We start from the raw sequence: 24,882 nt of genomic DNA, 5'->3' as shown, positions 1-24,882 counted from the left end.
TGACTCGCATCCCGCCGGCGCCGGTGGCAGCCTTATCCCTCCATCGCTTCGAGTTCGCGGCCGCGCGTTTCCTTGACCATCTTCTGGACGAAGAAGAACGAGATCGCCGCGAACACGGCATAGCCGGTGTAGGTCAGCGCGAGGCCCGGCGACTTGGCGAGCGTGGGGAAGCTCACCGAAATCGCCGCGTTGGCGATCCACTGCGCGAAGCCAGCCACCGCGAGGCCCGAACCGCGAATCTGGTTCGGGAACATCTCGCCGAGCATCACCCACATGATCGGGCCCCAGCTCATGTTGAACGAGATCGTGTAGAGGTTGGCCGCGACCAATGCGATCACGCCATTGTGGCCGGGCAGCGAGACGGCACCGTCGGCGCCGGTCACCGCAGTCGAGAACGCCCAGGCGACGGTGGCGAGAGTCACCGTCATGCCAGCCGAGCCGATCAGCAGCAGCGGCTTGCGGCCGACCTTGTCGACCAGCGCCAGCGCCGCGAAACACGCGCCGATCGAGAGCACGCCGGACAGGATGTTGGTCATCAGCGCGTCGTTTTCGGAGAAACCGACCGCTTCCCACAAAGTCGCGCCGTAATAGAACACGACGTTGATGCCGACGAGCTGCTGGAACACCGCGAGACCGATACCGGCCCACAGGATCGGACGGATCTTACCGGTGGTCTTGTCGATCAGATCGGACAGCTTGGGCTTGTGGTGATCGGCGGCGAGGCTGCCGCGAATCTCCAGCACCTTGCGGTCGGCCTCATTGCTGCCGAGCAGCCGGGTCAGCACGACCCGCGCGTCTTCATCGCGGCCCTTGGTGACGAGGAAGCGCGGGCTTTCGGGGATAAAGAACAGAGCGACGAGGTAGATCGCGGCAGGGATCGCCTGGAGCCAGAACATCCAGCGCCAAGCCGAAAACCCGAACCAGAAATCGGCGGTCGATCCGCCAGCGAAGCGCGCCAGCGCGTAATTGGCGACGAACGCGCCGGTGAGGCCGGTGATGATCATCACCTGCTGCACGCTCGACAGCCGCCCGCGAATCGCCGCCGGCGTGACTTCCGAAATGTACACCGGCGAGATGACGCTGGCCGCGCCCACGCCGAGCCCGCCCATGATGCGCGCGAGGATGAACACCAGCGAACTGCCGGCGGCACCGGCGAGCAACGCGCTGATGAGGAACAGCACGGCGGCGAGCATCATCACGCTGCGCCGGCCGATCCGGTCGGCGAGGCGCCCGGCGATGAACGCGCCGATCGACGATCCGATCAGGATCGCGCCGACATTGATGCCGAGGCCGAGTTTGCCGAGATCGAACGCGGCCTCCAGCCCCTTCTGCGTGCCGTTAATGACACCCGAATCATAACCGAACATGAAGCCGCCGATCGTCGCCACCGCGACGATCATGGCGATAAAGCCCATGTTCAGCTTCTGGTCGGGAGATAATGTCGCCGAACCTGTCACACCCTGCTCCTTGTTGCGCCGGTATCGGCGTCGTCCCACCCAATATCGTGTCGTGCTTATTCGATCAGCGCCAGCCGGCATCGATGAAATAATCGTGGCCGGTACACATACGCGCATCGTCCGACGCCAGGAACAGCACCAGCGCGGCCACATCGGCGGGCTGGATTCGCCCGTCGAGGCATTGTGCGGCGACGATCTCGGCCTCGCCCTCGGGCGTGTACCATTTTTCCTGGCGCGGCGTCTGGACGTTGCCGGGCACGATCGTCGAGACGCGGATGTTGTCGCGGCCGAAGTCGCGCGCCATCGCGCGGGTCATGCCTTCGATGCCGGCCTTGGCGGTCTCGTACAGCAGCAATTCGGGCAGGCCGAGGTGCCAGGAGATCGACCCGAAGTTGAGGATCACCCCGCCGCCACGCGCGCGCATGCCGGGCACCACCGCCTGCGCGGCGAACAGCAGGTGGCGCAGATTGGTCGCCATCCGCTCGTCCCAATATTCGGGCGTGATCTCGTCGATCGTGTGGCGGTCGTCGCTGGCGGCGTTGTTGATGAGAACGTCGATGCCGCCGAACTCGGCGTCGATCGAGTCGATCGTCGTTTTGAGCAAAGCCAGATCGCGCAGGTCGCACGGCCTGAAGATCGCGCCCTCGAACTGCGCCGCGTGCGCCGCGCCCGCCTCGGCATTGATGTCGAGAAAGGCGACACGCGCGCCGGCGCGGGCGAAGGCTTCGACCAGACCGGCGCCGATGCCGGTCGCGCCGCCGGTCACCAAGACGCGCTTGCCCTTGAGGCTCGGATAGACGGCGCGGTCTTCGGCAGGAAGCAGGGCTATGCTCACGCTGCGCCGCCGAGCAGGCCGCGCGAGGCGAGGTTGGTAATGAACGCGCCGATGCCGGTTTCCCACGGCGCGGCGTCGCGCGAATAGACCACGCGGTTGACCAGTTCGCCCAAGCGCTCGCTTTCGATCCGCACCGTATCGCCGACCTTGTGGGTGAAGCCCCGCCCCGGCTCGTCACGGTCCTGCACGGGCGCGAACAGCGTGCCGAGGAACAGCACGAAGCCGTCGGGATATTGATGCTCGCTCAGCGTCTGCTTGACGAGGTCGAGCGGGTCGCGGCTGATCTCGGCCATGTTGCTCGCGCCTTCGAGGCGGTAATTGTCCTCGCCTTCGATGGTGAGGCGAACCTCGGCCTTGCGCACGTCGTCGATCGTGAAGCTGTCGTCGAACAGCCGCACGAACGGCCCGAGCGAGCACGATGCATTATTGTCCTTGGCCTTGCCGAGCAGCAGCGCCGAGCGCCCCTCGAAATCGCGCAAATTGACGTCGTTGCCGAGGCACGCGCCGACCGCCTGGCCCTTGCTGTCGACGAGCAGCGCGATCTCGGGCTCGGGATTGTTCCAGCTCGAATCGGAGCGAATGCCGATCTCGGCGCCGGCGCCGACGGTGGAGAGCACCGGCGCCTTGGTGAACACCTCGGCGTCGGGGCCGATCGCGACTTCGAGATATTGCGACCACAGGCCCGCCTCGACCAGCGCCGCCTTGAGTTCGGCGGCTTCGTCCGAGCCGGGCTTGACCGAGCGGATCGAGCCGCCGACGCGCGCTTCGAGGCTGTCGCGGATCGCACCGGCAGCGGCCCAGTCACCACGCGCGCGCTCTTCGATCACGCGCTCGACCGCCGACACGGCGAAGGTGACGCCGCACGCCTTGACGCATTGCAGATCGACCGGGCTGATGACGGTCACATCGGCATGGTCGAGCGCACCGAGCGATACGCCGCCCGCGCCCGAGAAATCCCCCGCTTCGACCAGCGCAGACACGGTTGGCGCGACGCTGGACATGTCGAACAGCTCGCCGCCGATGACCAGCACCGGACTTGGGCCTTGCGCGGTCTGCACACGACCAAGGAAACGCCCCGCCTGCCAGTCGCCTGGCAAGCTGTTCTGAATCGCGGTTCCGCCCCTCATATCCCACTCCGGTCGTCTATTAGATTTGATAGCGCTACCAGCACGGCAGGGCCAGCGCTGTCAATAGGACAGGCCAATGGGGTACGCCAGAACGCACGTAAGTTGCGCGAATGCGAATTTCAGGCCGCGGCGGACGCCACGCGACGGACGCCGCCGGAGGCGGCGTATCGTGGCAAATAGTCCCCGTTCACAAGATCTTCGAACACGCCGCGCGACAGGATCGGGAGAGCGTCGCGCGCTGCGTCGCCCTCGCGTCCGGCGCGATCGTCCACACCCCGCCGCCGCCGACGATGCCGCGCGTATCGAGGCGATGCTTCGCCCCCAACGCGACCAAACGGAGGGGTTTTTCACGCGACAGGTGGCGGCGGCGGCGGAGCGGTGGCAAGACACGCCGGATGCGCCGCCTGCTGCCTCTCGTTCTGTTGCTCTTTGCCGGCGGGTGCGACTCGCGATCGGATGCGGGCGCGGTGGTGGTCAGCGCAATCGGCGGCGCGCCCGCGCTGGCCGATCCGGCGCGCGGGAGCCTCACCACGCCCGACCGGCTGCTGCTCGATTCGGCCGCGCAGGGGCTGGTGCGCTTCGACGCGGCCGGGCAGATCGAACCCGGCCTCGCCGAACGCTGGACCGTGCTCGACGACGGCCGCAGCTACATCTTCCGAATCCGCGATGCGACATGGAGCGACGGCAAGCCCGTCACCGCTGCCGAGGTCGTCGCGATCCTCAAGCGGCAGCTCTCGCCCGCATCGCGCAACCCGCTCCGCCCGTTCCTCACCGCGATTCACGAAATCGTCGAGATGACGCCCGAGGTGATCGAGGTGCGGCTGACCCGGCCGCGCCCCGATCTGCTAAAGCTGTTCGCCCAGCCCGAACTCGCGATCGTTCGGGCGCGCCCCCCGGGCGGCAGCGGGCCGTTCCGCGCCGGCGCCATCCCGCAGGGCGGCGTGATGCTGCGGCCATCCTTTGATCCGAGCCGCGCCGACGACGAAGATGCGACGGCGCCGCCGCCGCAAGCCTCGGTACGGCTGATCGGCGAGCGCGCGGCGAAGGCGATCCTGCATTTCCAGCATCGGGACTCCGATCTCGTCACGGGCGGCAGCTTCGCCGACTGGCCGCTGCTCGCGCAGGCGTCGATCCCGCCCGCCACGGTGCGGGTCGATCCGGCGGCGGGGGTGTTCGGTCTCGCCATCGCCGATCGCACCGGCTTCCTCGCCGATCCCGGCAACCGTGCCGCGATCGCGCAGGTGATCGACCGTGATGCGATCGTCGCCGCCTTCGCGCCCGGCTGGGCCGCGACGCTGAGCATCCTGCCCGAACAGCTCGATTCGGCCGCGCCGCCCGCCGTGCCGACGTGGCAGCAGGCCGGCGCGCTCAACCTCTCGCCGGCGGAGCGCGTGCGGCAATGGCGCCAGATGCACCCGCTGCCTTTGTACCTGCGCGTCGCAGTGCCCGCCGGGCCGGGCGCGACGATCCTCTACGGCCATGTCGCCGCCGCGCTGGTGCGGATCGGTATCGTCCCGCAACGGGTGGCGCTGGCCGAACCCGCCGACCTTCGCCTCGTCGATGCCGTCGCGCCGTATGACAGCGCGCGCTGGTATCTGGCGATGGCGTGCCAGCCGTGCGGCGACACCGCGCAGGCCGCGCTCGACGCCGCGCGCGATGCGCCGACGCTTGCCGAGCGCGCGCGCCACATCGCCGATGCAGACGCCGCGCTCGCCGCCGATGTCGCGTTCGTGCCGATCGCCCGGCCGCTGCGCTGGTCGCTGGTTTCGGTGCGGCTCAAGGCGTGGGCGGGGAACCCGCGCGCGTGGCATCCGTTGAATCGGCTACGCACCGACACCAATTGAGGTGACATGACCCAGGCAACCCGCATCAAGCCCGAACCGCTCCATGGCTTCGCCGCCGGCTATGTCGGCCGCGACGCCGCCGCCGTGCGCAAACGCATCGAGGCGATGGAGCGCCTGCTCGAAGGGCTGTTCGTCATCCCCGGCATCAACCGGAAGATTGGCCTCGACGTGATCCTCGACCTGATCCCGGTCGGCGGCGACGCGGTCGGCGCGGCGATGGGCGCGTGGATGGTGTGGGAGGCGCGCAACCTCGGCATGTCCAAGACGCAGATCGCGCGGATGATGGGCAACGTCGGCATCGACTTCGCGCTCGGGCTGATCCCGTTCGTCGGCGCGATCCCCGATGCGCTGTTCCGGTCGAACACGCGCAACCTGAAGATCATCCACAAGCATCTCGACAAACATCACCCGTCGCTCGCGGTGGTCGAGCAGCGGTAAACCGTCGCCCCGGCGCAGGCCGGGACTTTTGGGCGATCCGCTCGCCAGATTATGGCACCGGTTAGCGGCGGCCGCGCCAGATCTTGAGCGGTGCGTTCGCCGGCACCCCGCCCGAATTGGGCTTGCACCGCTCATAAGCGAAGCTCTTGTCGAGGCACAGCCAGAGTTCGTCGAGCCAGCCCTTGCGGTTGGCGGTGACGCGGATCGCGCTGGCCGGCAGCCCCGGGTTGGCGGCCGCGAACGCCGCCGCGAAATCACCCGCGGTCAGCGGCCGGCGCGAAAGCGCGTCCATGTCGGGGTAGCGCAGCGTCGCGTACAGCCCGGTCGAGCGTTTGAAATAGTCGGCGGGCGTGGTCGGCATGCAGGTGCCGTGCTTGGCCCATTCGTGCTGGAGCAATTGCGCCGAGGGCGTCGAACACAGATGCTTTTTGATGAGCGCGGCGGGCAGGATCGGCGTCGCCTGGCAATATTGCGGCCACTGCGCCCCTACCCCGTCCGGCCACAGCCCATGCAGCGTGAAGCCGAAACGGTTGCCGCCGCCACATTCGATCTGCGCGCTCGTGTCGCGGCGGTGCGCCTGGCAATATTCGGGCGCCCAGGTGAGCGCGAGCGTGTAGCTGCCGATCGGAAGTTTGCGCACCGGCTCCTTGATCGACGGGAGTTCGGGGCGCGGGGCGGGCACGAACGCGGGGATCGCGCATTGCAGCGCCTGTGCCTGCGCGACGCCGGGCAAGGCCAGCGCCAGCAGCGGCAGGATGTACGACAGTTTCATGCGGCGTCTCCCCTCGTGTGCGGTCGCCATCGCTCTCACAGCGCGGCGAAATCAAGCCCGATATCGGCGGCGGGCGCCGACTGGGTGATGCGGCCGACGCTGACATAGGTCACGCCGCTCTCGGCGATCGCGCGGATCGTGTCGAGCCGCACCCCGCCCGAGGCTTCGGTCGGCACGCGGCCCCCGACCAGCGCGACCGCTTCGCGGAGCATGTCGGGCGCCATATTGTCGAGCAGCAGGTGAGTCGCGCCGGCATCGAGCGCGGGCGCGATCTGCGCGAGCGTATCGACCTCGGCGATGATGCTGGCGATCCCCGCCGCCTTCGCGCGGCGCACCGCCTCGCCGATATCGCCGGCGACCGCGACGTGATTGTCCTTGATCATCGCCGAATCCCACAGCCCCATGCGGTGATTGGTCGCGCCACCCATGCGAGTCGCGTATTTTTCCAGCACGCGCAGGCCGGGAATGGTCTTGCGCGTATCGAGCAGGGTCGCGCCGGTGCCGGCGATCGCATCGACATAGGCGCGAGTCAGCGTGGCGATTCCCGAGAGATGCTGCACGGTGTTGAGCGCGGACCGTTCGGCGGTGAGCATCGCGCGCGCGGCGCCTTGCAGCCGCAGCAGTTCGGTGCCGGGCGCGACGCGGTCGCCGTCTTCGACCAGCCGCGTGATCTCCACGGCAGGATCGAGCGCACGGAAGAACGCCTCGGCCACGCCTAACCCGGCGACGACGATCGCGTCACGACTGTCCATCACGCCGGTGAAACGCGCCTCGGCGGGGATCACCGCCGTCGCGGTGATGTCCCCCCGATCCCCCAGATCCTCGGCGAGCGTCGCCGCGACGAAAGCATCCAGATCGAAGCGGTCGAGGTGAAAGCGCATGCGGGCATCCGGGCGGTGAACGACGCGCTGCCCTTGCCAGATCGTGCGACGGACGAACAGCGCGTTCGCGCCGCCGGCGCTTACAACTCCTGAACGGTCGGGCGGAACAGGATCTCGTTGACGTCCATGTCCTCGGGCTGGCTGATTGCGAACGCCACCACGCGCGCGAAGCTGTCGGCCGAAATCGCATTCTTCTCGTAAAAATCGTTCATGCCCGCCGCGATATCGGGCTCGGTGATGCTCTGCGCCAGTTCGGACGAAACCGCGCCGGGCGAGACGATCGTGGTGCGGATGTTGTACGGCTTCACCTCCATGCGCAGCCCTTCGGAGAGCATCCGCACCGCCGCCTTGGTCGCCGCATAGACGGCGCTGCCGGGGCGGACCTTGTGCCCCGCGACCGACGAGACGTTGATGATGTGCCCGCCCTTCTGCGCGGTCATGTGCGGGAGCGCGGCGGCGATGCCGTAGAGCGTGCCCTTGAGGTTGACGTCGATCATCCGGTCCCAATCGGCGATCTTGCCGCGTTCGAGCGGCGAATGCGGCATCAGCCCGGCGTTGTTGATGAGCACGTCGATTCGACCGTGCAGCGCGACCGCGCGATCGACCAGCGCCTTGACCTGCGCGACATCGGTCACGTCGGTCTGGACCGCAGCATCCTCGCCCAGCCCGAGGTCGGCGGCGAGCGCCTGAAGGCGATCGATCCGGCGCGCGCCGAGCACGACCTTCGCGCCCGCTGCGGACAGGTGGCGCGCGGCCGCCTCGCCCAAGCCGCTGCTCGCGCCGGTGATGACGATGATCTTGCCTGCGATATTCTCGGTCATGGAAATCTCCTGAAAGGTGCGGAAGCGATCAATTGCCGGTCGCCGCCATCAACTGGGCTGGATAACGCTCGCCCGCGACATCGATATCCGCCAGCGCGCTACGGATATCGGCGAGATCGCCCTCACCGAGCGTGACGTTCACCGCACCGAGATTCTCTTCGAGCCGGTGGAGCTTGGTGGTGCCGGGGATCGGCACGATCCACGGGCGCTGGGCGAGTAGCCACGCCAGCGCGATCTGCGCGGGGGTCGCCTGTTTGGTGTCGGCGATCGTCCTGATCCGATCGATCAGCGCCTGATTCTTCGCCATCGCCTCGGGGGTGAAGCGCGGCAGCAGCCTGCGGAAATCGCCTTCGGAAAGCTGGCTGTCGGCGCCCATCGCGCCGGTAAGGAATCCGCGGCCGAGCGGGCTGTACGGCACGAAGCCGATGCCGAGCTCCTCGCACACGTGGAGGATGCCGTTGGTCTCGGGTCCGCGCGTCCATAGCGAATATTCGTTCTGGAGCGCGGCGACCGGCTGGACCGCGTGCGCGCGGCGCACCGTCGCCACGCCGGCTTCGGACAGGCCGAAATGCTTGACCTTGCCTTCGGCGATGAGTTCCCGGACGGTGCCGGCGACATCCTCGATCGGGACGGCGGTGTCGACTCGGTGCTGGTAGAACAGGTCGATCACTTCGACGCCGAGCCGCTTGAGCGAGGCGTCGCACACCGCGCGGATATGGTCGGGGCGGCTGTTGAGCCCGCCGGCCACGCCCTTGTCGGCGTTGAAGCCGAACTTGGTGGCGATCACCACCCGGTCGCGCACCGGGCGCAGCGCTTCGCCGACGATCTCCTCGTTGGTGAACGGGCCATAGACTTCGGCGGTGTCGAAGAAGCTGACGCCGAGATCGACCGCCTTGCGGAGCAGCGCGACGCTCTCGTCGGTGCCGAGCGCCTGGCCGTAGCTGAAGTTCAATCCCATGCAGCCGAAGCCGAGCGCCGAAACCTCAAGGCCGCTGGTGCCGAGCGTGCGTGTTTCCATGTGCGATACTCCTGTGCGCCGGTGACGTGCGCCATCGGTGCGCGGGAGATAGGGATTTGCGGTTCGGGGGATTAGGCTGCGGACGTGGGATGAGGTTATGCGGCGCGTTCATGAATGCCGGGTGCATTGATGCGCGTAAAAGCCCTCTCCCCCAGAGGGGAGAGGACTTCCAGCGCTCAATGCACTGGCGTCAGCAACCTTAACGCCAGCGCAAGCCGGCTGGCATCGTCGCGCGCGACGTGTTCGGCGGGCAGCAGCCGCTTGGCGTGGTCGAGCGCGGCGACGACGTCCTTGCGTGACACACCCTGCGCGCACAGCAATTCGCCGAGGTAGCGCACGCGGAACGGCGCGGCGCGGTCGCACGCTTGCGCGAGCGTTTCGAGCCAGTACGCATCGAGATCGCAATCGGCGTAGACCTCGCACCCGGCGGCTTCGGCCATCAGTTCATCGAGCACTTGCTGCGGACGCTGGCCCTGTTCGGACAGCATCGCGCGGCTGATGCCGTGGAGATGCTCGGCTTCGACCGACCAGTCCCAATATTCCCATTCGGCGACCGGCCGGATCAGCCAGCTTTTGGTCGTGCCGTCGACCTTCGCCAGCGCGACTTCGATCGGATAGGATTCGCCCGCTTCGGGCAGACACGACGCCTCGAAGTCGATGATCGCCACCGGCCGCGTTTCGCCCTGGGAGAGAGACTGAGTCGCCACGATTCACCTCCTGGTGACAGTCTGGCGACACTTATGTGACGTGTCACGCGCCGTTTGTGCGCTGCGGCAAGATCACCGTATCCCGAGCGACAGAAGCAGGTCGTTGCCGATCGCGGGCGTCAGCGGCAGGTTCATCCTGGCGCGATAGGCGAGGATCGCGGCGCGCGTGGTCGAACCGATCACGCCGTCCGGGTCGCCCGAGTCGAACCCTGCCGCATCGAGCGCGGCCTGGACGCGGAATTCGGTCGAATGTTCGACCGGCGGCGCACCGATCACGAACGGCCAGATCTTCGCGAACCACGCCTTGCGCTTGTCCAGCCCGACCAGCCCGCCGTTGATCAGCTTCGTCACCAGATCGATGTCGTTGTGGTCGGCGGCGGCATTGCCGTGCGAATCGTCCCATTCGGCGAGCGCGGGTTTGAGCGCATGGTCGGCCGAGACGACGAGATCGGGCGTGCCGACGAAATCGACGCCGCAGCGCGTTCCGAACTTGGCGTAGCTGGCACGGCCCGTCGTCTGGAGAATGCCGCGCCCGCGATACGTCCAGCCATCCTGCGAGCCTGGCGGGCCATTGCCCATGCGATTGCCATAGACGAGGCTGAACAAGGCGACGCCGTGGTCGAGCTTACACTGACCGGCCATCTTCACGCAGGCGGTACGATTGGCGAAATACCTATGCCAATTGCCCGAATCCCACATATCGCCGAGATTCTCGGCCGAATAGTTACCGCTTTCGACGAGGATGGTCAGCCCGCCGGTTTCGTGGAGCACCTGTGCCATGAAATGCGCAAGGCGAAGCGGCGTGGTGATGCCGCTCTTGGCGAGCTGCGCATCACCTTGTTGGAAAGCCTTTTTGTAAGCATCCTTCGCGCTTGGCGCGAAACGGGTAACGATATCGCTCGCACGAACGGCAGCGGTTACGCGCATCGACAGCCTCCCCCTCAGTGACTGACCGCGATCTTCTGCCGATCAGTCACTGTAGGAAAGCTTTATTATCGCCGATGTGGTTACGAACTTGAGTCCACCTGCTCCCCTCCCTGGAAGGGAGGGGTCGGGGGTGGGTTGCTCTTATGGGAGCGGAGCGGCCGCCTTTGGCCGACCCACCCCCAGCCCTCCCTTTCAGGGAGGGGAGCAGGTATTATCAGGCGACCTTGAGCGGCCCCAAATCGCCCAGCCCGACCGTGCCCGATGCCATCGCCAGCATCGCGTCGAGGCTCTTCTTGGCTTGCAGCCGCAACCCCTCCTCGATCTCGACGCGCGGGGTGAGGTCGCGCAGCGCGACGTACAATTTCTCCAGCGTGTTGAGCGCCATGTACGGGCAGATGTTGCAGTTGCAATTGCCGTCGGCGCCGGGGGCACCGATGAAAGTCTTGAGCGGGGCCGCCTTCTGCATCTGGTGAATGATGTGCGGCTCGGTCGCGACGATCAAAGTGTCGCCGGGCATCGTATCGGCGAAGGCGAGGATGCCGCTGGTCGAGCCGACGTAATCGGCGTGGTCGAGAATATAAGGCGGGCATTCGGGATGCGCGGCGACCGGCGCGCCGGGATGCTCGATCTGGAGCTTGAGCAATTCGGTTTCGCTGAACGCCTCGTGGACGATGCACACGCCCGGCCACAGCAGCATCTCGCGCCCGGTCTTGCGCGCGAGATAGCCGCCGAGGTTCTTGTCGGGGCCGAAGATGATCTTCTGTTCGGGGGGGATCTGGCTGAGGATCTTTTCCGCCGAGGACGAGGTGACGATCACGTCGGAGAGCGCCTTCACCTCGGTCGAGCAGTTGATGTAGGTGAGCGCGATGTGATCGGGATGCGCGGCGCGGAACGCAGCGAACTGCTCGGGCGGGCAGCTATCCTCGAGCGAACAGCCGGCGTCCATGTCGGGCAGCACGACGATCTTCTCAGGGCTGAGGATCTTGGCGGTCTCGGCCATGAAGCGCACGCCGCAGAAGGCGATCACGTCGGCATCGGTCGCCTGCGCCTTGCGCGACAGATCGAGGCTGTCGCCGACGAAATCGGCGAGATCCTGAATCTCGGGCTTCTGGTAATAATGCGCGAGGATGACGGCGTTGCGCTCCTTGCGGAGCCGGTCGATCTCGGCGCGCAGATCGAGTCCTTGCAAGTCTTGGGTCTGGACGGTCATGCGCACTATCTCCCTCGCGCGCCCAGATAGGGACTCGCGCGGCGGTTGTCAGCCGGGATCGCTCAGCGCCCCTCGGCGAGGATTTCCTCGATCGATCGGCTGCGGTCCCATTGTTCGGTGTCGCGGCGGCCCTCGCCTTCGAACTGGACGACGACATGTGCGTCCACGCCGGCGATGGTGAGCGGGCGTTGGTAGAGATCGGCGATCTCGCGCCGCGCATTTTCGCGCGCGCGCACCATGTTCTTCGCGCTCGCCGCCTCACCCTGCACCACCTGCGCGGCGCGTGACGAAGCGCGCTGGCGCAGCCGCGCCATCGCGCCGCGCGTGACGATGAGGCCGGTCGCCTGATCGACCGTCGCGCGGCCCTCATCGACGTTGACGCTGTCGACGCGCACGTCGGGCGGTGTCACGATCAGCGTCTTGGTCTTCGCATTCCAGAAGAAATGGCCGCGATCGAGCTTGGCGAGATCGACGAAATAGTCCGCCTCGAACGGCGCCTTGAACACCAGCCCGGACGGCAGGATGCCGCCCCAGCCCGAATCGGACGCGGTCGCCTGAACGGTGCCGGTCAGGCGGCTGACGCGCAGATCGGTCGCGCCGGCGAGCCGCGCATCGACCACCTTGGAGACGACCAGCCCGTCGCTCTCGCGCTCGACCGTGTAGCGCGTCGTATAGCGCTGGTAGGCGAGGTAGCCGCCGACGCCGAGCGCGATCACCACCGCCAGCACGATCGCGCCAGCGAGCGCCGGCATCAGCCTTGCGGCGCGGCGCGGCGACTCAGCCGACATGGGACCAGGTCTCGCCATCCTCAGTCACCAGCCCGCGCGTGCGCAGGTCGATCAGATGCGCCAGTACCGAGCGCCCGGCGGCGGGGAACAGCTTTGGGTCGAGCCCGGCGTACATGCGCGCGACCATCGCGGGCACCGGCCGCGCTTCTTCGCGCAGCAGGCGGAGGATCTGTCCCTCGCGCTGCTTGCGATGCCCCATCATGCCGCGCACCAGCCGGCGCGGGTTTTCGATCGGGTTGCCGTGCGCGGGATAATAGATGCGGTCATTGCGGTGCATCAGCCGGTCGAGGCTCGCCATATAATCGGCCATGTCGCCATCGGGCGGCGCGACGACGCTGGTCGACCAGCCCATCACGTGATCGCCGGTGAACAGCGCGCGCGTCTCCTCCAGCGCGAAGCAGAGGTGGTTGGAGGTGTGGCCGGGGGTGTGGACCGCGCGCAGCGTCCAGCCCTGCCCGGTCACCGCCTCGCCATGGGACAGAATTCGGGCCGGCGCGTAATCGGGGTCGAACCCGGCTTCGAGGCGCGGGCCGGTATCGGCGACGACGAGTGGCGCGCAACCGACGATCGGCGCGCCGGTCAGCGCGGCGAGCGGGCGCGAGGCAGGGCTGTGATCGCGGTGGGTGTGGGTGATGACGATCGCCGTCACGGGCCGCCCGGCGATGGCGGCGAGGATCGCGTCGATATGCTCGGGCACGTCGGGACCGGGATCGATCACCGCGAGATCGGTGGTGCCGACCAGATAGGTCTGCGTGCCGGTATAGGTGAAGGGCGACGGATTGGGCGCGAGCACGCGCACGACGAGCGGCTCAAGCGATTGCGCGGTGCCGGTGTGCTGCTCGTCCATGCCGGGCGATGTGGCGGCAGCGGGCGCGGAACGCAAGTCCGCGCCCGCCGCGCAAGGTCAGTCCTCGCGGGCGATATCGGCCTGAAGCTCGGCAAGCGACGCGTCGATCGCCTGCAGTGCCTCGCGGCGCGCGTCCGTCGGCATATGCGCATTGTCAGTGACGCTGGCGCGCGCACGGCGCAGGCCATCGAGCGCGGAGCGATAGGCGGTCCGTTGTATCGCCGCGCTGTTCGCCGCCAGTTCCGCGCCGCGCGATGCCGCGCGTTCGATCCGGTCGGTGCAGACCGTGATGCTGCGCTTGCCGCCATGCTCTTCCTTGATGACCATCGGCCGGTCGGCGCCACCACAGCTTGCCGAACTCACGCGCGGCAGAGTGCCGGCGACAGTGTCGGTCACGACGTCGCCGTCCCTGCCGATGCGGACGAAATGCCGGCGCGTGACGCGGCCATCGGTCGCTTCGGTACGGTCCGACACCGCGAGCGCGTCGCCATCGAACGGCGGAGCGGGTGGCGCGGGTGGCGCGGATCGCATCGACGGCGCCGGCGCCGGCGCCGGCGGTGCAGGTGGCGCGTCCGGCGCAGCGGTGGAAGCGGGCACGTCTGGGGCGGGCGGAACATCCGCGCCTGCTTGCTCCACCCCCGTCGCGGGCAGGTCAGGCGCGGCCGGTGCGAAGGCGGCGATCGGCGCAGCACTGTCGAGCGCCGCGAGGTCGATCCCCGTCACGGTCTTTACCTTGGTGCGGACATGCTCGGCGGCTTGCGTGCCCGAGGCGGTCAGCCCGAGCGCGGCGACGCCGAGCAGCGCGATGGTGGCGGTGCCGCCGGCGAGGCGGACGCGGGAAATGCGGCGGGTGGTCAGCATCCTCAGTCTCCCTTTCAGATCGTCGATGGTGTGGAGGTGACACGCCGCCGAGACCGCGCCGCCATGCGCCGCTTTCAGGATCGCGCAGGCATAGGTGTGGCGGGTGATGGCGGGGCGGCCGGCGAGTACGCGCGCATCGTTCGCCACTTCCTGATCGGTACGGAACGCGCGGAAGGCGTACCAGGCGAGCGGGTTGAACCAGTGCAGCGCAAGCACCGCGAGCGCGATCCAGTTGGCGACCAGATCGCCGCGCGCGTGGTGGCCGAGTTCGTGCGCCAATGCGAGATCGCGCTCGGCGGGGTCGTACAAAGCATCGAAATCGGTCGGGAAGGCGACGTAGCGGCGCACGACGCCAAACGCGAGCGGGCCACGCGCGACCGGCGTCTCGATGACATCGACGCCATCGCGCTCTTCCAGCGACTCCGCGCCGGCGAGCAGATCCAGACAAAAACGCCGGTGCGCGAGCATGTGCCACCCGGCGAAGCCGAGCGCGCCGACCAGCCACACCGCCGCCAGCACCGGCACGAACGCCTCCCAGCCGATCGACTGTGCGGCGGCGCGCGCCGGCGCGGCGAGCAGGATGGTGACCGGCTCGCTCGCCTGCGCGACCGGCAGGATCGCGACGTGGCGCACGCTTTCGGACACGGTTTGCGGAAGCGGCGGCAGGCACAGCCGCAGCACCGGCATCGCCCACAAGGCATACGCGACATCCGGCCCGAACGCGCGGCGCACCGGCGCGCGGATCGCCATCACCAGCGCCATCAGCAGCGCCGAGCCGGCGAGCGCCTCGACTGCCCAGCCGATCATGATTTCAACGCCTTGAGCAGAGCTTCGATCTCGCTGATGTCCTGCGCGGACAGCGCGTCGCGTTCGGCGAGATGCGCAACCAGCGGCGTGAGCTTGCCGCCGAACAGCCGGTCGATCAGCCGCCGCGACTCGCCTTCGACATAGTCTTCGCGCGCAACCAGCGGCCGGTAGAGATAGCGCCGGCCATCGGCCTCGTGCGCGATCACGTTCTTGGCGAGCAATCGCCCGAGCAAAGTCTTGACGGTATTGGCCGACCATTCGCGCGCCGAGGCGACCCGTTCGGCCACGTCCTGCGCGGTGAGCGGGCTATCGTCCCACAGCACCTCCATCACCGCATGTTCGGCATCGCTGATCCGTTCGGCCACAGACTCACTCCCGTACTGACTACAGATGTAATCGCACCGACTACGACTGTAGTCAACACGCCCCGCGCCCTGTCGCCGCAAATCGTGTGTGCGCCTCTCTTGACCAGTGCTGCACCGCACCCCTATCCGCCGGATGTTGGAGGGACACGCATGCAGAAGCTCTACCCGAACGCCGCCGCCGCTTTAGAGGGGTTGCTTCAGGACGGCATGACGATCTGCGCGGGCGGCTTCGGCCTGTCCGGCATCCCCGAACGGCTGATCGACGCGATCCGCGATGCGGGCACCAAGGATCTCACCATCGCCAGCAACAACGCCGGGATCGACGGCGAGGGCCTCGGCAAGCTGCTGCGCACGCGCCAGGTCAAGAAGATGATCTCCTCCTATGTCGGCGAGAACAAGGAGTTCGAGCGGCAATATCTGGCGGGTGAGCTGGAGGTGGAATTCTGCCCGCAGGGCACGCTCGCCGAGCGCTGCCGTGCCGGTGGCGCGGGCATCCCCGGCTTCTACACCAAGACCGGCGTCGGCACGCTCGTCGCCGAGGGCAAGGAAGTGAAGAGCTTCGATGGCGAGGACTATATCCTCGAACGCGGCATCCGCGCCGATCTGGCGATCATCAAGGGCTGGAAAGCGGACAGCACCGGCAATCTGATCTTCCGCAAGACCGCGCGCAACTTCAACCAGCCGATGGCGACGGCGGGCAAGGTCTGCGTCGCCGAGGTCGAGGAAATCGTGCCGGTCGGCAGCCTCGACCCCGATTGCATCCATCTGCCCGGCATCTACGTGCAGCGGCTGATCGTCGGCAGCCCCTACGACAAGAAGATCGAGTTCCGCACCGTGCGGGAACGCGCTGCGTGAAGCGACTCCTCGCCCTCTCGGGGTCGCTTGCGGCAGCGGCGCTGCTGCAAGGCTGCGCGGCGGCGATCCCGATGGCGGCCGACATGATGGGGCGGCGCCATTATGATGCGCGCCTCAACGGGCGGATCGAGACCGATACCGATATCGCTTCTTATGCCACCGCAGCGGCGAGCGCGCCGCCGGTGATCCCCGCCGCGTTCGCCGGCCCCGAGACCGCGCCCGCACCGATCCACGCGGCGATGCTCCAGCCGGGCGGCGGCAGCGACATCGCGCTTCAGCAGGCCTCGGCGCAAGAGGACGAGGCGCCGTCCGCGTCGCGCACCTATGTCGCGCCGCGCAAGCGCAAGCGTGGCGCCCCGCCGCCGCCGGCCCCGCGCACCACGACGGCGGTGCCGGCGGGAATCCAATATCTCTACGGCTCGGGCGAAGCGTCGGCGCAATATCTGCAAACCTATATCGCGCTCGAAAACTATCTGCTCGGCGTCACATCGGATCGCGCGATCGGGCATATCGTGCGCTCGGTCGTGCTCGCGCCGGGGGCGTCGCTCCAGAACCCGAGCTTCCTGCCGTGCGACCAGAAGCCGATGGCCGTCGTGTTCGACATCGACGAGACGGTGGTGTTCAACCTCGGCTTCGAGCAGGCCAGCCTCGCGGCGGGCGGCGGCTATAATGCGGCGCGCTGGGATGCGTGGGAACGCTCGGGCAGCAAGGCAGTGTCGCTCGCGCCCGGCGTGGCCGAAGCGATCAAGGTCGCGCGCGATTCGCATGTCGAGGTGATCTTCAACAGCAACCGTTCGGGCGCCAATGCCGCGAAGACCGCGGCGATGCTCAACGGCCTCGGCGTCGGCCCGGTCGCCTATGGCACCAACCTGTGGCTCAAGGGCGACAGCGGCAGCACCGGCAACGGCAAGGACGCGCGCCGCCAGGACATTTCGGTGCATTATTGCGTGATCGCGATGGTCGGCGACCAGCTTGGCGATTTCAGCGATCTGTTCAACGCCGGCGACATCACCTTGTCCGAGCGGCGCCAGCTTACGGCGAACCGCGAGATCTACCTGCTGTGGGGGCATGGCTGGTTCATGCTGCCGAACCCCGCATATGGCACCGCCGTCAACGGCACGCAGGCGGAGATCTTCCCCGCCGACAAGCGCTGGACGCCCGGCGAGGCGCCGCCCCCCGATCCTGCTCCCACGGAGAAATAAGATGGTTTGGACCCGTGACGACATGGCGGCGCGCGCCGCGCGCGAGCTGCAGGACGGCTTCTACGTCAATCTCGGCATCGGCATCCCCACGCTGGTGGCGAACCATATCCCCGAGGGCGTCGAAGTGACGCTCCAGTCCGAAAACGGGATGCTCGGCATCGGCCCGTTCCCCTTTGCGGGCGAGGAAGACGCCGATCTGATCAACGCCGGCAAGCAGACGATCAGCGAGCTGCCGCAAAGCGCCTATTTCTCGTCGTCGGACAGCTTCGCGATGATCCGCGGCGGGCATATCGACCTGACCGTGCTCGGCGCGATGGAAGTCGCCGAGAATGGCGACATCGCCAACTGGATGATCCCCGGCAAGATGATCAAGGGCATGGGCGGCGCGATGGATCTCGTCGCGGGCGTCAAGAAGATCATCGTCGTGATGGAGCATACCTCCAAGAACGGCGACCCGAAGTTCATCCCCGCCTGCACGCTGCCGCTGACCGGCAAGAACGTCGTCGACATGATCATCACCGATCTGTGCGTGTTCCGCCGGCCCGACCATGACAGCGCGTTCGAACTGATCGAACTCGCCCCCGGCGTGACGACCGAGGAGGTCGCCGCCAAGACCACCGCGCATTACACCAGCGCCATCGCGTGATCCTGCGCATCGCCGCGATCGGCCTGCTGGCGGTCGCGGTGGCGCTGGTCGCAGCGCTCCGGCTGCTCTCGCCGCCGGGGCAGTTGAGCCTGCTCGACGGCGCGATGGGCGGCGGCTGGGGCACGACGCGGCCGGGCGCGGCGCTGCCGTTCGGCAGCCACGGGCAGACGCTCGATGTATGGCGGCCCGCGCATCCGCCGGGCGCGAAGCTGCCGGTGGTGATCTTCTTCTACGGCGGCGGCTGGGTGGCGGGATCACCGGACGGCTACCGCTTCGCGGCGCGCGCCTTCGCCAAACAGGGCTTCGTCGTCGTGGTGCCCGATTACCGCAAGGTGCCGGCGGTGCGCTTCCCCGCCTTCGTCGAGGATGGCGCCGAGGCGGTGAAGTGGACTCGCGACCATATCGCGGCTTATGGCGGCGATCCCGACCGGATCGCGCTGGCGGGGCATTCGGCGGGCTCGCACATCATCGCACTGCTCGCGCTCGATCCGTGCTATTTGTCCGCCCAAAAGCTGCCGCCGAACACGATCAAGGCGGTGGTCGGCCTGTCCGGCCCCTATGATTTCTACCCATGGACCTCGCCGCGCGCGATCGAGGCGTTCAAGGGAACGCGCGACCCGCTGACGACACAGCCGATCACCTACGCCAGCGCCGATGCGCCGCCGATGCTGCTCGTCACCTCTTCGGGCGATACCGAGGTCGAGCCGCGCAACACGGTCAGCCTGGCCAAGCGGCTGACCGCGCTCGGCGCGCCGGTGACGGTCCGCGAGTATCCCATGCTCAGCCACGAGGAGGTGGTGATGGCGCTGTCGGTGCCGTTCCGGGGCAAAGCGCCGGTGCTGGCGGACAGCGCGGCGTTCCTGCATCGGGTGCTGGACCGCCCCTGACGCCCAAGCCAGTTCGTGCTGAGCCCGTCGAAACACATGCCCCAACAGGGGCGGAAAAACGTGCGTCTGCCTCTCACCTCACGCCAGCCTGCGCAATGAACATGCAGTCTAAGGTTGCGATCGCGCATCAAAGGGTTAAAGCGCGGCTCCATGTCGAACCCGCAAACGCTGTACGAGAAAATCTGGAACGCGCATGTCGTCGAGAAGCGCGACGACGGGACGTGCCTTGTCTATATCGATCGTCACCTCGTCCATGAAGTGACGAGCCCGCAGGCGTTCGCGGGGCTACGCGCCAATGGCCGCGCGGTGCGCCGGCCCGATCTCACGCTCGCGGTGCCCGACCATAATCTGCCGACCACGCCGCGCGTCGATGCGGCGGGCCACCGCCTGCCGATCACCGACCCCGACAGCGCGCAGCAGCTCGACGCGCTGGAGCGCAACACGCGCGACTTCGGCGTCGATTATATCGACGCGGTCGCGCCCGAGCAGGGCATCGTCCATGTCGTCGGCCCCGAACAGGGCTTCACCTTGCCCGGCACGACCCTGGTGTGCGGCGACAGCCATACCTCGGCGCATGGCGCGCTGGGGGCGCTCGCGTTCGGCATCGGCACCTCCGAGGTCGAGCATGTGCTTGCGACGCAGACCTTGCTGCTCAGCCCGTCGAAGACCTTCGAGGTGCGGATCGAGGGCAAGCTCGGCGCGGGTGTGACGCCCAAGGACGTGATCCTCCACGTGATCGGCCGGATCGGCACCGCCGGCGGCACCGGTCATGTCATCGAATATACCGGCTCGACGATCCGCGACATGTCGATCGAGGGCCGGCTGACGATCGCCAACATGTCGATCGAGGGTGGCGCACGCGCCGGGCTGATCGCGCCCGACGAGAAGACGTTCGCCTATCTCAAGGGCCGGCCGATGGCGCCAAAGGGCGCGGCGTGGGATGCGGCGGTCGCCTATTGGCGGACGCTGCCCACCGATCCGGGCGCGACCTATGACCGCACGATCCTGATCGACGCGACCACGATCGCGCCGTCGCTGACCTGGGGCACCTCGCCCGAGGATGTGGTACCGATCACCGGCGTCGTGCCCGATCCCGCGAGCTTCGCCGATCCGTCGAAGCGCGTCGCGGCGCAGAAGTCGCTCGACTATATGGGCCTCACGCCCGGCACGCCGATCGCCGAGGTGCCGGTGCAGCATGTCTTCATCGGCAGTTGCACCAACAGCCGAATCGAGGATCTGCGCGCCGCCGCCGCCATCGCCGGTGGGCGGCATGTGGCCGAGGGCGTGCGCGCGCTGGTCGTGCCCGGCTCCGGGCTCGTCAAGCGGCAGGCCGAGGCCGAGGGGCTCGATCGCATCTTCCTCGACGCCGGGTTCGAATGGCGCGAGCCGGGCTGCTCGATGTGCCTGGCGATGAACCCGGACAAGGTGCCGCCGGGCGAACGCTGCGCTTCCACTTCGAACCGCAATTTCGTAGGGCGTCAGGGGCCGGGTGCGCGGACGCATCTGGTTTCGCCCGCGATGGCGGCGGCCGCCGCGATCAACGGCCGGTTGAGTGACGTCCGCGAGTTCGGTTTGGGGAACACTGCATGAAGCGCGCACTTATCTTGCTGATCATGGGCACCATCGTCAGCGGCGTCGCCGCTTATGCAGCGACGGCGCGCCCGAACCTGACGCTGACCACCGGCGAGCGCTGACTCGCCGGCGCGGCGTCGGTGTAAAGCATACCGACACCTCCGTTCTTTGAAGGCATTCGTCCGATGAAGCCCGTCACCCAAGTCTCCGGCCGCGCCTATCCGTGGGGCGCGAAGAACATCGACACCGACGTCATCATCCCCGCGCACTGGCTCAAGACGGTCACGCGCGACGGCCTCGGCAAAGGTGCGTTCGAGACGGTGCGCGCGGAGCCGGACAACATCTTCGACGATCCGCGCTATGCCGGCGCGCCGGTGCTGATCGCCGGCGACAATTTCGGCTGCGGATCGAGCCGCGAACATGCCGCCTGGGCGCTCGCCGACATGGGCATCGCCGCGGTGATCGCGCCGAGCTTCTCGGACATCTTCTCGGGCAATGCCTTCAAGAACGGCATCGTCACCGTCGTGCTCCCGCAGGAGGCGGTCGATCGGCTCGTCGAAGTGGCGAAGACCGATAGCGTCTCGGTCGATCTCGAGACGATGACCGTCACCACGCCGTTTCAGGACCGGTTCCCGTTCGAACTCGATCCGTTCCGCCGCCAGTGCCTGATGGAAGGCCTCGACGAGGTCGGGCTGACGCTGGCGCGCGACGCGGCGATCTCGGGCTATGAGGCCGATCTCGCGCGGACCCGCCCCTTCATGGCCGGCGAACGCTTCCACGCCGCCGCCTAACTGCATTCCCCTCCCTGGAAGGGAGGGGTTAGGGGTGGGTCGGCCCGCGAGGATACGCGGTGCCCACCACAAGCCGACCCGCCCCCTCCCTTTCAGGGAGGGAAGAAGGTAAGTGTGGGAACACAGGCGCTGTCGCAGCACGCGGTTGCGCCACCCCATCGCCTTCCCTATCTCGGGTGCGAGTTTTTTGCGGCCCGAGGGGAGAGCCAGATGACCACATTCGACGAGCGCGAGCAGGCGTTCGAGGCGAAGTTCGCACGCGACGAGGAGATGGCGTTCCGCATCATCGCGCGGCGCAACCGCCTGCTCGGCTATTGGGCTGCCGAGCAGATGAAGCTGACCAAGGCCGAGGCCGATGCGTATGCCACCTCGGTCGTTCACGCCGAATTCGAGGAAGCGGGCGACGACGATGTCGTGCGCAAGCTGATCGGCGATCTCACCGCCGCCAATATCACGTGCGACGAAGCCTTGGTGCGCCGCGCGATCGACGAACATACCGTCGAGGCGCGCCGCCAGTTGATGGCATCCGAATAGATGCCGATGGCCGCTCATGAAATCGAGGCGCTGATCGTCGCTTCGATACCCGACGCGCGTGTCGAGATGACCGATCTTGCCGGCGACGGCGACCATTGGGCCGCGCGCGTCACCAGCGAGACGTTCCGCGGGATGACGCGCCTCAAGCAACAGCGCGCCGTCTATGCCGCGCTGGGCGAACGCATGGGCGGCGTTCTCCATGCACTCCAGCTTACCACCGCCGTTCCAGAGTGAAGGAAACCGAGATGACCACCGAAACCAGTGGCGACACCCAGGCCCGCCTCGCCGACATGGTCGGCAAGAGCGACGTGCTTCTGTTCATGAAGGGCAGCCCGCTGTTCCCGCAGTGCGGCTTTTCGAGCCGTGCCGTCGCGATCCTCAACCATGTCGGCGTCGAGTTCGACAGCGTCGACGTGTTGCAGGATCAGGCGGTGCGCCAGGGCATCAAGGCGTTCTCGGACTGGCCGACGATCCCGCAACTCTACGTCAAGGGCGAGTTCGTCGGCGGATCGGACATCATGATGGAAATGTACGAGAGCGGCGAACTGGCACAGTTGCTGACCGACGCTGGGCTGGTGAAAGCCGCCTGATCTCGGGTACCACGTCCGCATCCGGGAAATGCCGGGTGCGGACGGGCCGACGCGAGATCGGGGGCAGCATCGGCCCGTCCTGCTGAAGCGTTACCGCTCGGCATGATCCTATTATAGCAGGGTGCGTGCCAATTTGCGCGAACGGCGGATTTTCGGGATTTTTCTGGTTAACCCGGATCGTCTGGCGGTGGCGTTGTAAGGCTTTCCGACAGTGCGTATCGCCGGCGCGGGCGGGATCGTTGCACGAATTATGGCATTCTGTTTTCCCGCGCACGCCGGAATCCAGAGCCAAGCAAAACACCGATGTGCGGCGCTTGGAACGCTGGACTTCCGCATGCGCGGGAGAACAAGAACAGTTTCACGCGCTCCGCAAACGCGGCGGCGATCTTCCCAAGCGACAAGCTCGGGGCAAGACGGTAATCACGGCCACATGGCTTCAGATTCCGCAAACCCCGCCACTCTCCGCACCGGCGGCCGCATCCTCGTCGATCAACTGCGCGCGCAGGGCTGCGACCGGATCTTCACCGTCCCCGGCGAGAGTTTCCTCGCTGTGCTCGACGCGCTGCACGACACGCCCGCGATCGACCTCGTCGTATGCCGGCAGGAAGGCGGCGTCGGCTTCATGGCGTGCGCGGACGGCGCGCTGACCGGACGGCCGGGGATCGCCTTCGTCACGCGTGGGCCGGGCGCGACCAATGCGTCGATCGGCGTGCATGTCGCGATGCAGGACAGCCAGCCGATGATCCTGTTCATCGGCGACGTCGATCGCGGCACGCGCGACCGCGAAGCGTTTCAGGAAATCAACTTCGAGGCGATGTTCACGCCCATCGCCAAATGGGCGGCGCGGATCGACGACGCGCGCCGCATCCCCGAATATGTCGCGCGTGCCTACGCCACCGCGATGAACGGGCGACCGGGCCCGGTGGTGCTGGCGCTGCCAGAGGACATGCTCAAGGATGTGGTGGAGGCGGTCGATCGGCCGCGCGTGGATCGGGTCGTGCAGGCGACCGATCCGATCCAGATCGCCGCGCTCGGCGGCGCGCTGGATGGGGCCGAACGGCCGATGCTGCTGATCGGCGGCGCCGGATGGGACGATGCGGCGGCGCGCGATATCGCACAATGGGCCGAGCGCAGCGGCGTGCCGGTCGCATCCGCCTTCCGCCGGCAGGACGCGGTGCCGAACGACTGCCCGGTGTGGGCGGGCAATCTCGGCTATGGTCCCAACCCCAAGCTCGTCGAACGCATCCGTGCCGCCGACCTGCTGCTGGTGATCGGCGCGCGGCTCGGCGAGGCGACCACCGATGGCTATACGCTCATCACGCCCGAGCACCCCGGCCAGACGCTCGTCCATATCCATCCCGACCCCGATGAACTCGGCAGCGTCTACCGCGCCGATCTCGCGATCTGCGCGGACATGGCGTCGTTCGCGGATGGCCTGCTGTCGATCGACATACCGCCGCGCACGACCGGCGCCGAAGCCCATGCCGAGTATCTCGCCTGGTCCACCCCCGCCCCACGCCCCGGCCTCGCGCTCGATCTCGGGCCGTGCGTCGCGGCGATGCGCGAGCGGTTGCCGGCGGACACGATCATCTGCAACGGCGCGGGCAATTACTCGGGCTGGTGGCACCGCTACTGGCGCTATGACCTTCACAGCCAGCTTGCCCCGACCTGTGGCGCGATGGGCTATGGCGTCCCCGCCGCCACCGCCGCCGCCTTGCGCCACCCCGACCGCCAGGTCGTCGCGCTCGCTGGCGACGGCTGCTTCCTGATGAACGGGCAGGAACTCGCGACCGCCGTGGCGCAGGACGCGGACATGCTGGTGCTGGTGATCGACAACAGCGGCTACGGCACGATCCGAATGCATCAGGAGCGCGACTATCCGGGGCGGGTGAGCGGCACGCGGCTGCACAACCCCGATTTCGCCGCGCTCGGCCGCGCTTATGGCTGCTGGGCCGAGACGGTCGAGACCACCGAAGCGTTCGCGCCCGCGCTCGACCGTGCGCTCGCGCAAGGCGGCGTCAAGCTGCTCCACCTCAAGACCGAGATGCGCGCGATCAGCGCAGGCGCGATGCTGGCGGGCGAGGCATAACGAAAAGCCGC

Annotated in this window: 26 protein-coding genes; 12 read left to right on the top strand and 14 right to left on the bottom strand. The window is 67.6% G+C overall.

Annotated elements, in window-relative coordinates; all coding sequences use genetic code 11:
* Positions 1–32 precede the first annotated feature (32 nt).
* From J0A91_RS08145 to J0A91_RS08135, 3 genes are all read right to left on the bottom strand, one after another.
* Positions 33–1,415 (bottom strand): sugar porter family MFS transporter, encoded by a 1,383-nt coding sequence (locus tag J0A91_RS08145; RefSeq protein ID WP_069204487.1) that lies wholly within the window; start codon positions 1,413–1,415, stop codon positions 33–35.
* Between the two features lie 106 nt (positions 1,416–1,521).
* Positions 1,522–2,292, bottom strand: coding sequence for a D-xylose 1-dehydrogenase (gene xylB, locus J0A91_RS08140; protein ID WP_206365003.1), 771 nt, complete (start codon positions 2,290–2,292; stop codon positions 1,522–1,524).
* Positions 2,289–3,419, bottom strand: coding sequence for a fumarylacetoacetate hydrolase family protein (locus tag J0A91_RS08135; protein WP_069204486.1), 1,131 nt, complete (start codon positions 3,417–3,419; stop codon positions 2,289–2,291). The genes xylB and J0A91_RS08135 overlap by 4 nt, the downstream gene beginning before the upstream one ends.
* Positions 3,420–3,814: 395 nt before the next feature.
* On the opposite strand from J0A91_RS08135, the gene J0A91_RS08130 reads away from it, so the two are divergent.
* Together J0A91_RS08130 and J0A91_RS08125 are read left to right on the top strand one after the other, a co-directional pair.
* Entirely contained in the window at positions 3,815–5,263 is a 1,449-nt protein-coding gene (locus tag J0A91_RS08130) for an ABC transporter substrate-binding protein (protein WP_069204485.1), read from the top strand.
* Between the two features lie 6 nt (positions 5,264–5,269).
* Positions 5,270–5,701: a DUF4112 domain-containing protein gene (locus J0A91_RS08125; RefSeq protein ID WP_069204484.1), complete on the top strand. Its 432-nt coding sequence runs from the start codon at positions 5,270–5,272 to the stop codon at positions 5,699–5,701.
* A 61-nt stretch (positions 5,702–5,762) separates the two neighbouring features.
* Here the strand turns inward: J0A91_RS08125 and J0A91_RS08120 are convergent, their stop codons facing one another.
* From J0A91_RS08120 to J0A91_RS08070, 11 genes are all read right to left on the bottom strand, one after another.
* Positions 5,763–6,473, bottom strand: coding sequence for a ribonuclease T2 family protein (locus tag J0A91_RS08120; protein WP_069204483.1), 711 nt, complete (start codon positions 6,471–6,473; stop codon positions 5,763–5,765).
* Between the two features lie 35 nt (positions 6,474–6,508).
* Positions 6,509–7,354, bottom strand: coding sequence for a carboxylating nicotinate-nucleotide diphosphorylase (gene nadC / locus J0A91_RS08115; protein WP_069204482.1), 846 nt, complete (start codon positions 7,352–7,354; stop codon positions 6,509–6,511).
* A gap of 80 nt (positions 7,355–7,434) precedes the next feature.
* Positions 7,435–8,175 (bottom strand): SDR family oxidoreductase, encoded by a 741-nt coding sequence (locus J0A91_RS08110; RefSeq protein WP_069204481.1) that lies wholly within the window; start codon positions 8,173–8,175, stop codon positions 7,435–7,437.
* 28 nt (positions 8,176–8,203) lie between these two features.
* Positions 8,204–9,193 (bottom strand): aldo/keto reductase, encoded by a 990-nt coding sequence (locus J0A91_RS08105; protein ID WP_069204480.1) that lies wholly within the window; start codon positions 9,191–9,193, stop codon positions 8,204–8,206.
* Positions 9,194–9,369: 176 nt separating this feature from the next.
* Positions 9,370–9,900 (bottom strand): 3'-5' exonuclease family protein, encoded by a 531-nt coding sequence (locus J0A91_RS08100; protein WP_240502238.1) that lies wholly within the window; start codon positions 9,898–9,900, stop codon positions 9,370–9,372.
* Between the two features lie 72 nt (positions 9,901–9,972).
* Positions 9,973–10,827, bottom strand: coding sequence for a peptidoglycan-binding protein (locus tag J0A91_RS08095; RefSeq protein WP_069204478.1), 855 nt, complete (start codon positions 10,825–10,827; stop codon positions 9,973–9,975).
* A 214-nt stretch (positions 10,828–11,041) separates the two neighbouring features.
* Complete coding sequence (gene nadA / locus J0A91_RS08090) at positions 11,042–12,037, bottom strand: quinolinate synthase NadA (protein ID WP_069204477.1); 996 nt, start codon at positions 12,035–12,037, stop codon at positions 11,042–11,044.
* Positions 12,038–12,099: 62 nt separating this feature from the next.
* Positions 12,100–12,825 carry a DUF4230 domain-containing protein gene (locus J0A91_RS08085; RefSeq protein WP_069204476.1) on the bottom strand — a complete coding sequence of 242 codons (726 nt, stop codon included), beginning with the start codon at positions 12,823–12,825 and terminating at the stop codon, positions 12,100–12,102.
* Positions 12,815–13,672: an MBL fold metallo-hydrolase gene (locus J0A91_RS08080; RefSeq protein ID WP_069204475.1), complete on the bottom strand. Its 858-nt coding sequence runs from the start codon at positions 13,670–13,672 to the stop codon at positions 12,815–12,817. The genes J0A91_RS08085 and J0A91_RS08080 overlap by 11 nt, the downstream gene beginning before the upstream one ends.
* Before the next feature lie 57 nt (positions 13,673–13,729).
* Positions 13,730–15,340 carry a M56 family metallopeptidase gene (locus tag J0A91_RS08075; protein WP_069204474.1) on the bottom strand — a complete coding sequence of 537 codons (1,611 nt, stop codon included), beginning with the start codon at positions 15,338–15,340 and terminating at the stop codon, positions 13,730–13,732.
* The gene (locus J0A91_RS08070) at positions 15,337–15,705 is read right to left on the bottom strand and encodes a BlaI/MecI/CopY family transcriptional regulator (protein WP_069204473.1); all 369 of its coding nucleotides are present in this window, start codon (positions 15,703–15,705) and stop codon (positions 15,337–15,339) included. Before J0A91_RS08070 ends, J0A91_RS08075 begins: the two co-directional genes overlap by 4 nt.
* A 150-nt stretch (positions 15,706–15,855) precedes the next feature.
* Here J0A91_RS08070 and J0A91_RS08065 point away from each other — a divergent pair, with 150 nt between their 5' ends.
* From J0A91_RS08065 to J0A91_RS08020, 10 genes are all read left to right on the top strand, one after another.
* Positions 15,856–16,560 carry a CoA transferase subunit A gene (locus J0A91_RS08065; RefSeq protein ID WP_069204472.1) on the top strand — a complete coding sequence of 235 codons (705 nt, stop codon included), beginning with the start codon at positions 15,856–15,858 and terminating at the stop codon, positions 16,558–16,560.
* Positions 16,557–17,762 carry an HAD family acid phosphatase gene (locus tag J0A91_RS08060; protein WP_150126859.1) on the top strand — a complete coding sequence of 402 codons (1,206 nt, stop codon included), beginning with the start codon at positions 16,557–16,559 and terminating at the stop codon, positions 17,760–17,762. Before J0A91_RS08065 ends, J0A91_RS08060 begins: the two co-directional genes overlap by 4 nt.
* A gap of 1 nt (position 17,763) precedes the next feature.
* The gene (locus J0A91_RS08055) at positions 17,764–18,408 is read left to right on the top strand and encodes a CoA transferase subunit B (RefSeq protein WP_069204471.1); all 645 of its coding nucleotides are present in this window, start codon (positions 17,764–17,766) and stop codon (positions 18,406–18,408) included.
* The gene (locus J0A91_RS08050; RefSeq protein ID WP_338056969.1) at positions 18,405–19,295 is read left to right on the top strand and encodes an alpha/beta hydrolase; all 891 of its coding nucleotides are present in this window, start codon (positions 18,405–18,407) and stop codon (positions 19,293–19,295) included. The genes J0A91_RS08055 and J0A91_RS08050 overlap by 4 nt, the downstream gene beginning before the upstream one ends.
* Positions 19,296–19,445: 150 nt before the next feature.
* Complete coding sequence (gene leuC / locus J0A91_RS08045) at positions 19,446–20,885, top strand: 3-isopropylmalate dehydratase large subunit (RefSeq protein ID WP_069204470.1); 1,440 nt, start codon at positions 19,446–19,448, stop codon at positions 20,883–20,885.
* Between the two features lie 167 nt (positions 20,886–21,052).
* Positions 21,053–21,658 carry a 3-isopropylmalate dehydratase small subunit gene (gene leuD / locus J0A91_RS08040; RefSeq protein WP_069204469.1) on the top strand — a complete coding sequence of 202 codons (606 nt, stop codon included), beginning with the start codon at positions 21,053–21,055 and terminating at the stop codon, positions 21,656–21,658.
* Between the two features lie 210 nt (positions 21,659–21,868).
* Complete coding sequence (locus J0A91_RS08035; RefSeq protein ID WP_069204468.1) at positions 21,869–22,192, top strand: DUF1476 domain-containing protein; 324 nt, start codon at positions 21,869–21,871, stop codon at positions 22,190–22,192.
* Complete coding sequence (locus J0A91_RS08030) at positions 22,193–22,426, top strand: BolA/IbaG family iron-sulfur metabolism protein (RefSeq protein WP_069204467.1); 234 nt, start codon at positions 22,193–22,195, stop codon at positions 22,424–22,426.
* 11 nt (positions 22,427–22,437) lie between these two features.
* The gene (gene grxD, locus J0A91_RS08025) at positions 22,438–22,782 is read left to right on the top strand and encodes a Grx4 family monothiol glutaredoxin (protein WP_069207152.1); all 345 of its coding nucleotides are present in this window, start codon (positions 22,438–22,440) and stop codon (positions 22,780–22,782) included.
* Between the two features lie 430 nt (positions 22,783–23,212).
* The gene (locus J0A91_RS08020) at positions 23,213–24,871 is read left to right on the top strand and encodes a thiamine pyrophosphate-binding protein (protein ID WP_069204466.1); all 1,659 of its coding nucleotides are present in this window, start codon (positions 23,213–23,215) and stop codon (positions 24,869–24,871) included.
* Positions 24,872–24,882 lie beyond the last annotated feature (11 nt).

It is taken from the genome of Sphingomonas panacis, assembly GCF_001717955.1.
Taxonomy (GTDB): Bacteria; Pseudomonadota; Alphaproteobacteria; order Sphingomonadales; family Sphingomonadaceae; genus Sphingomonas; species Sphingomonas panacis.
The sequence above is the reverse complement of the archived record's forward strand: the minus strand, read 5'-3'. Positions and strand labels throughout refer to the sequence as shown.

Excerpts from the sequence above, each read along its gene's own strand:
- J0A91_RS08145 (WP_069204487.1), bottom strand. The coding sequence starts at position 1,415 with ATGGGCTTTATCGCCATGATCGTCGCGGTGGCGACGATCGGCGGCTTC.
- J0A91_RS08135 (WP_069204486.1), bottom strand. The coding sequence starts at position 3,419 with ATGAGGGGCGGAACCGCGATTCAGAACAGCTTGCCAGGCGACTGGCAG.
- J0A91_RS08130 (WP_069204485.1), top strand. The coding sequence starts at position 3,815 with ATGCGCCGCCTGCTGCCTCTCGTTCTGTTGCTCTTTGCCGGCGGGTGC.
- J0A91_RS08125 (WP_069204484.1), top strand. The coding sequence starts at position 5,270 with ATGACCCAGGCAACCCGCATCAAGCCCGAACCGCTCCATGGCTTCGCC.
- J0A91_RS08120 (WP_069204483.1), bottom strand. The coding sequence starts at position 6,473 with ATGAAACTGTCGTACATCCTGCCGCTGCTGGCGCTGGCCTTGCCCGGC.
- nadC (WP_069204482.1), bottom strand. The coding sequence starts at position 7,354 with ATGCGCTTTCACCTCGACCGCTTCGATCTGGATGCTTTCGTCGCGGCG.
- J0A91_RS08110 (WP_069204481.1), bottom strand. The coding sequence starts at position 8,175 with ATGACCGAGAATATCGCAGGCAAGATCATCGTCATCACCGGCGCGAGC.
- J0A91_RS08105 (WP_069204480.1), bottom strand. The coding sequence starts at position 9,193 with ATGGAAACACGCACGCTCGGCACCAGCGGCCTTGAGGTTTCGGCGCTC.
- J0A91_RS08095 (WP_069204478.1), bottom strand. The coding sequence starts at position 10,827 with ATGCGCGTAACCGCTGCCGTTCGTGCGAGCGATATCGTTACCCGTTTC.
- nadA (WP_069204477.1), bottom strand. The coding sequence starts at position 12,037 with ATGACCGTCCAGACCCAAGACTTGCAAGGACTCGATCTGCGCGCCGAG.
- J0A91_RS08085 (WP_069204476.1), bottom strand. The coding sequence starts at position 12,825 with ATGTCGGCTGAGTCGCCGCGCCGCGCCGCAAGGCTGATGCCGGCGCTC.
- J0A91_RS08080 (WP_069204475.1), bottom strand. The coding sequence starts at position 13,672 with ATGGACGAGCAGCACACCGGCACCGCGCAATCGCTTGAGCCGCTCGTC.
- J0A91_RS08075 (WP_069204474.1), bottom strand. The coding sequence starts at position 15,340 with ATGATCGGCTGGGCAGTCGAGGCGCTCGCCGGCTCGGCGCTGCTGATG.
- J0A91_RS08065 (WP_069204472.1), top strand. The coding sequence starts at position 15,856 with ATGCAGAAGCTCTACCCGAACGCCGCCGCCGCTTTAGAGGGGTTGCTT.
- J0A91_RS08055 (WP_069204471.1), top strand. The coding sequence starts at position 17,764 with ATGGTTTGGACCCGTGACGACATGGCGGCGCGCGCCGCGCGCGAGCTG.
- leuC (WP_069204470.1), top strand. The coding sequence starts at position 19,446 with ATGTCGAACCCGCAAACGCTGTACGAGAAAATCTGGAACGCGCATGTC.
- leuD (WP_069204469.1), top strand. The coding sequence starts at position 21,053 with ATGAAGCCCGTCACCCAAGTCTCCGGCCGCGCCTATCCGTGGGGCGCG.
- J0A91_RS08035 (WP_069204468.1), top strand. The coding sequence starts at position 21,869 with ATGACCACATTCGACGAGCGCGAGCAGGCGTTCGAGGCGAAGTTCGCA.
- J0A91_RS08030 (WP_069204467.1), top strand. The coding sequence starts at position 22,193 with ATGCCGATGGCCGCTCATGAAATCGAGGCGCTGATCGTCGCTTCGATA.
- grxD (WP_069207152.1), top strand. The coding sequence starts at position 22,438 with ATGACCACCGAAACCAGTGGCGACACCCAGGCCCGCCTCGCCGACATG.
- J0A91_RS08020 (WP_069204466.1), top strand. The coding sequence starts at position 23,213 with ATGGCTTCAGATTCCGCAAACCCCGCCACTCTCCGCACCGGCGGCCGC.